4 protein-coding genes are annotated in these 6,326 nt (G+C 60.5%); all 4 read right to left on the minus strand.

Features of this window, described 5'->3' with window-relative positions:
* Nucleotides 1-16 precede the first annotated feature (16 nt).
* Nucleotides 17-913, minus strand: a complete 897-nt coding sequence (locus tag ACK6BI_RS07085) for a TauD/TfdA dioxygenase family protein (protein ID WP_409316488.1) — start codon at nt 911-913, stop codon at nt 17-19.
* Nucleotides 914-1,296: 383 nt separating this feature from the next.
* Nucleotides 1,297-2,664, minus strand: a complete 1,368-nt coding sequence (locus ACK6BI_RS07090; RefSeq protein WP_065258110.1) for an HlyD family type I secretion periplasmic adaptor subunit — start codon at nt 2,662-2,664, stop codon at nt 1,297-1,299.
* Nucleotides 2,654-4,810, minus strand: coding sequence for a type I secretion system permease/ATPase (locus ACK6BI_RS07095; protein ID WP_065258111.1), 2,157 nt, complete (start codon nt 4,808-4,810; stop codon nt 2,654-2,656). Before ACK6BI_RS07095 ends, ACK6BI_RS07090 begins: the two co-directional genes overlap by 11 nt.
* 34 nt (nt 4,811-4,844) lie before the next feature.
* Nucleotides 4,845-6,197, minus strand: coding sequence for a TolC family outer membrane protein (locus tag ACK6BI_RS07100; RefSeq protein ID WP_260521721.1), 1,353 nt, complete (start codon nt 6,195-6,197; stop codon nt 4,845-4,847).
* Nucleotides 6,198-6,326: the final 129 nt, after the last annotated feature.

Raw genomic sequence — 6,326 nt, forward strand, 5'->3', positions numbered from 1 at the left:
TCGGATCTCCGGCAAATCAGAAAGGCGCGTCGCCCTGGATGGTGGTGCGATACAGCTTGCGGCGCAGGTGCGCAGGGCAGCCGGCGGCCAGGTGGATCAGCGAACGGTTGTCCCAGAACACCAGATCGTGGGGTTGCCATTGATGGCGATAGATGTTCTGCGGCAGCACGCTGTGGGCGTAGAGCTCGTCGAGCAGTTGTTTGCTCTCGTCTTCCGGCAGACCGACGATACGGGTGGTGAAACCTTCACTGACGAATAACGCCTTGCGGCCGTTTTCCGGATGGGTGCGGACCACCGGGTGCACGACTTCGGCGACCTGAGCCAATTGCTCCGGGGTCAGGGTCGGGCGCCAGTTACCTTCGAATTTGGTTTCGCTGTAACGCGCGGTGTAGGAATGCGCAGCCGAGCGGCCTTCGACGGCGTTACGCAGTGCCTCGGGCAGGCTGTCCCAGGCTTTGTGCATGTCGGCAAACAGGGTGTCGCCGCCTTCGGACGGCAGCTCCTGGGCGTGCAGCATCGAGCCGAGGCTCGGCAGTTCTTTGTAGGACAGATCCGAGTGCCAGAACTTGCCGGCATCACCGAGGCCGATGTTCTGGCCGTTCTCGACGATGTTGGAAACGATGAGGATTTCCGGGTGATTGGCCAGCAGGAATTGCTTGAGCACATGGATCTGCAACACGCCGAAACGACGGCTGAAGTCGATCTGCTGTTGCGGGGTGATGCGCTGGTCGCGGAACACCACGACGTGGTGATCGAGGTGCGCACGATGAATACGGGCGAAATCCTGGTCGTTGACCGGGCGGCTCAGGTCCAGGCCAATGATTTCGGCGCCGACGGCACCGTTGAACGGGCGAATCTCGAAGACTTGCGGCGCGACAGTCGCGGCGCTTGGGGTAGCAGTAGCTGCGGACATCATCAATCTCCCACGCACGGCACGCTCAAGGGCACGCGCGTCGATCGGAAACTCACGCTGAATTGCGTGTGGGTTCGTGTCGTGCGGCGCGCCGATTGGTCGGCAGGTACGCAGGAAGCTGACTTTATAGATATAATAAAATTAATTTAAATACCGTTAATGCATAACGATATGGCGATTGCTTCGGAATGGACCGAATGGTGAGTGACCATTTATGTCACTTCTGTGCGTAAAGTGGCGAATTCACTTACGCCATCACTGGCAAGCCAGCTCCCACAGATTCCGGGTAAACACACAAGCTTGTGTCCACCCCAGGTCGCTGTGGGAGCTGCGGTGCGACGATTCGACTTGCCAGCGATGAGGACCGAAAGACCAATGAAGATCTAGCGTTCGTGCAACGCCTCGGCCCGCGCCCGGATGATCGGTTTGAGCAGATAGCTCAGCACGGTCTTCTTGCCGGTGATGATGTCCACCGACGCCACCATCCCCGGGATGATCAACAACGGCTTCTCGTCAGTCCCGAGATGACTGCGCTCGGTACGCAGCTTGATGACGTAGTAAGTGGTTTTCTTGTCTTCGTCGGTGATGGTGTCCGCGCCGATCTGTTCCAGCTTGGCCTTCAGACCACCGTAGATGGTGTAGTCATAGGCGGTGAATTTCACCGTGGCTTCCTGCCCAGGATGCAGGAACGCGATGTCCTGCGGGCGAATCTTTGCCTCGACCAGCAGGGTGTCGTCCAGCGGCACGATTTCCACCAGATCGCTGCCCGGCTGGATCACCCCGCCGATGGTGTTGACCAGCATCTTGTTGACGATGCCCCGCACCGGCGAAGTGACGAGCGTGCGGCTGACGCGGTCTTCCAGCGCCTTGCCGGTGGCCTGGGCCTTGTTCAGGTCGGTGCGGGCCTCGTTGAGCTGGGTCAGGGCTTCGCTGCGGAACTTGCCGCGAGTCTCGTCGATCTTGCGTTGCACTTCCTTGATTGCCGACTCGGCACGTGGAATCGCCAGGGTGGTGGCGTCGAGTTGTCCCCGGGTTTCCACTTCGGCGCGTTTGAGCCGCAACACTTCCACCGGTGACACCGCGCCCTGGGCCACCAGCGGCTCGGACATGTTGATTTCCTGGCGTTGCAGGCCGAGTTGCTGGCGGTACTGCGCCTGCTTCGAGGTGAATTCGCGCAGCTCCTGCTGACGCTGGATCAACTGTTCCTGCAAGCCGCCGACCTCGTCGTGCAGTTGCTGACGACGGCTGATGTATAGGGATTCTTCACTCTTGGCCTGACCCGGCACCGCCTTGAGCACATCCTCAGGGAAGTTCAGCGGCCGGTCATCGACCTCGGCGCTCAGGCGCTCGACCCGCAGCAGCATCGACAGGCGATCGGCTTCGGTTTCGCCGACGTTGGAGGCAAACCGCGTATCGTCCAGCCGAATCAGCGGCGCGCCGGCCTCGACGATCTGACCTTCCTTGACGAACAGCTCGGAGACGATCCCGCCCTCGAGGTTCTGGATTTTCTGGATCTTCGACGACGGAATCGCCTTGCCGTCGCCCTTGGTCACTTCGTCGATCACGGCGAAGTTGGCCCACAGCATCATGAACACGAAGAAGCCGATGATCGCCCAGATCGTCAGCCGCACCACACGCGGCGCGTCTTCGATCAAGGCCTTGTTGACCTCCGGCAGCGGCTGGCCCTGCAACGATGCAGAGCCTTTGAAATAGCGACGGATCGAATCCTTGAAACCCGACTTAAGCAACACTGATCTGCCCCTTCTTCAACGCTTCCATCACGGCGGCTTTCGGGCCATCGGCGAGAATCTGCCCACGGTCCACCACCAGCAGGCGGTCCACCAGCGACAGCAGCGATGCCCGGTGCGTCACCAGCACCACGGTCTTGTTTTCAACGACGGCGGCCAGGCGTTGCTTGAGGCGTTCTTCGCCGGTGTTGTCCATGGCGCTGGTCGGTTCATCGAGCAGCAGGATCGGCGGATTGAGCAGCAGCGCCCGCGCCAGGGCGACGTTCTGCCGCTGGCCGCCGGACAGATTCTGCCCACGCTCGCCGACTTGCAGTTCATAACCCTGCGGGTGCAGACGGGCGAATTCGTGGACGCCAGCCAGTTCGGCGGCTTGCAGGACAAGCTCGTCTTCGACGTAACGGGCACCGGAAATCAGGTTGTCGCGCAGAGTACCGGCCAGCAGCTGGATGTCCTGGGGGACGTAGCCGATGTTGTAGCGCAGCTCGCTGACATCGATCTGGCGGATGTCGACACCGTCCACCAGCAACGCGCCGTCATCCGGCTGATAGAGGCCGACCAGCAGTTTGGCCAGCGAACTTTTGCCCGAGCCACTGCGACCGATGATGCCTATCTTCTCGCCGGGACGGATCACCAGGTTGATGTTTTTCAACGCCGGGTTCTGTTGCTCCGGATAGGTAAAACTGAGTTGGCGGCATTCGATGGCGCCTTGCAGGACCTTGCGGCTCAGCGGGCGCTCTTCGAAATTGCGCTCCTGCGGCAGTTCCATCATCTGGTCGACCGAGGTCATGGTCACTCGCGCCTGCTGGTAACGGGTCAGCAGACCGGAGAGCGACGCCAGCGGGCTCAGTGCCCGGCCGCTGAGCATGTAGCAGGCGATCAGGCCGCCCATGCTCAGGTTGCCGGCGATGATCTGGTACACGCCGAAGACAATCATGATCACCCCGGCCAGTTGCTGGATCAGCAAGGTGATGTTCATCGCCAGACCGGAAAGCATCTTTACCCGCAATTCGAGACGGCTGAGGGTGCCGATGGTCTGTTCCCATTGGTACTGGCGTTCGCTTTCGGCGTTATTGACCTTCACCGCGTCGAGGCCGGCGAGGGTCTCGATCAGGCTCGACTGACGCTCGGCACCCAGCGCCATGGTGCGCTCCATGGTGGCCACCAGCGGCTTCTGCAACGCATAACCGATCAGCAGTGCAATCGGGAAGGCCAGCACCGGAATCCACACCAGATGCCCGCCGAGAATGGCGATGACAATGAAGATCAGAATGGTGAACGGCAGATCGATCAGGCTGGTCAAGGTCAGCGAGGCGAGGAAATCGCGCAGGCTCTGGAACTCGTGGATGTTCTGGGCAAAGCTGCCGACCCGTGCCGGGCGGTACTTCATGGCCATGCCGACGATGCGTTCGAACAGCGTGGCGGAGATGATCAGGTCGGTTTTCTTGCCGGCCAGATCCAGGCACAGACTGCGCAGGCTCTTGAGGATCAGATCGAACAGATAGGCACCGGTGATGCCCAGTGCGAGCACCCAAAGGGTCGCTTCGGCCTGGTTCGGCACCACGCGGTCATAAACGTTCATCACGAACAGCGGCGCGGCCATGGCGATGATGTTGATCAGGAAACTCGCAGCGATGGCGTCGGCGTACAGCCAGCGTGAACGCTTGAGGGTGTCGCGGAACCACGAACGCGCACGGGGAATCAGCGTGCCGTGGTTGACGTCGAATTTGTGCTGGGGCTGGGCAAAGAACACTTTGCCGAGGTAATCGTCGGCCAGCAGTTCGCGGCTGACAAGTGATTCGCCGCCATCGGTTTCGCTGAGCAGCACCCGGGCTTCGTTCTCACCCTGCCAGCCCAACAGGACGGCACTGCGGCCATCCTTGAGGAGCAACAACGCTGGCATGGCGATGGCCGGAATCTCTTCCAGCTTGCGTTGCAGCACCCGCCCCTGCAGGCCGGCGCGCGCGGCTGCACGGGGTAGCAGTTCGACGCTCAGGCGCTGTTTGGGCAACGGCAGGCCGGTGGTCAGCATCGCCGCACTGGCAGGCTTCTGGTGCAGCATGCAAAGAGCGAGCAGACCATCCAGCAACGGATCGTCGTGCATCGCGCGTGGATCATGACTGAGATGAACTCGACTGACTTCTGATTCCACGCTCGACACTCTTTAACAGTTGAAAAGGGACAACTCAATTCATCCCGGGCAGTTGAACCTTGGGCTTCACGTCGTTCTGCACAACGGATGCCATCGGCGCGACCACTCCCTGGCTCTTGAGCAACTCGCCCATGGTCGCCTTGATTCGGTATTGAGTAAATAACTGAATGTTCTTGATCTCCGCCAGACGGCGCGAAGCGGTGAACAGTTCGTTTTCACTGTCGAGCAAATCCAGCAGGGTTCGTTCGCCCAGACTGAACTGACGCTGGTACGCGGTGCGCACCGCGGTGCTGTGATCGACGTACTGCTGAGCGATCGGCACCTGGGCGTTGGCGTTGTTCAGGGCGTTCCAGGCCAGGCCCAGCTCTTCGTTCAACTGACGCAAGGCGTTGTTGCGGATGTCCAGCGCCTGGTTCGACAGGTAGGCCTTGGATTCCAGGTCAGCCTTGTTGCTGCCACCGGAATACAGATTGAAGCGCATGCGCAGCATCGCCTGCCATTCATTGTTGTGACCGTTCTGGCCGTCCAGGTCGTTGTCGGCGGTGCGGCCCAGCTCGGCATCGAAACGCGGATAGAAGGTCGACTTGGCGGTTTCGTACTGCTTCTCGGCAGCGGCGATGTCGGATTCGGCCGAACGCAGGATCGGGCTGTTTTCCAGCATCTGCGCGCGGGCTTCATTGAGGTTGGCGGGCATCATCGCCATGAACGGCGCCGGACGCTCCAGTTGATCGGGCATCTGGCCGACGGCGCTGAGGAAGTTGGTTTCCGAGTCGGCCAGGTTGGTCTGCTCGGTGATCAGGTTGTTGCGGGCTTGGGCCATCCGTGCTTCGGCCTGATCGAGGTCGGCACCGCTGCCGACACCGCGCTGGGTACGCAACTGGATCTGGTCGTAGATGCGCTGGTGGCTCTTGAGGTTTTCCTCGGCCAGGCGCACGAACTCACGACGGGTCAGCACATCCAGGTAAACCTGGGCGACCGTCAGCGCAGTACGCTCGGAGGTGCCGAGCAAGGCGTAGGCGCGGGAGTTGACGGTGGCTTGTTGACGCCCGACTTCGCTGGACGTCGCAAAACCGTCAAAAACCATTTGCGACAGACGTAAACTTGACTCGCCACGGTTCAGGGTTTCCCAGTGATTGCCACCGCCATTGGCGCGGGTGGTGACGCTGTCGGTTCCTTCACGGCCATAACCACCGAGCAGATCAACCTTGGGCAGGTATCCCCCTTTGGCAGCCTTTAACTGATAATCCGCAGCCAAACGACTGTTGACCCCTGCCTGGATTTCCGGATGGACATCCAGCGCCTGTTGCATGGCTTCGGGCAGGGTTTGTGCTTGTGCGAAAGACGCGGCGAGAGCGAAAGGCAGTGCCTTGAACAGGGGCGAACGCATGGTGAGGATTTTCCCAGAACTTCTTGTCGTGAATCACAGCAAACAAGGGTGCTGCGTCGGATGATGGCAACCGGTATGACCGTATGTCGGAAATTTTAAAACCGGAACTGGATCACATGCTCAAGGGCA

The sequence above is a fragment of the Pseudomonas sp. KCJK9016 genome (assembly GCF_046231795.1).
Classification (GTDB): domain Bacteria; phylum Pseudomonadota; class Gammaproteobacteria; order Pseudomonadales; family Pseudomonadaceae; genus Aquipseudomonas; species Aquipseudomonas bananamidigenes.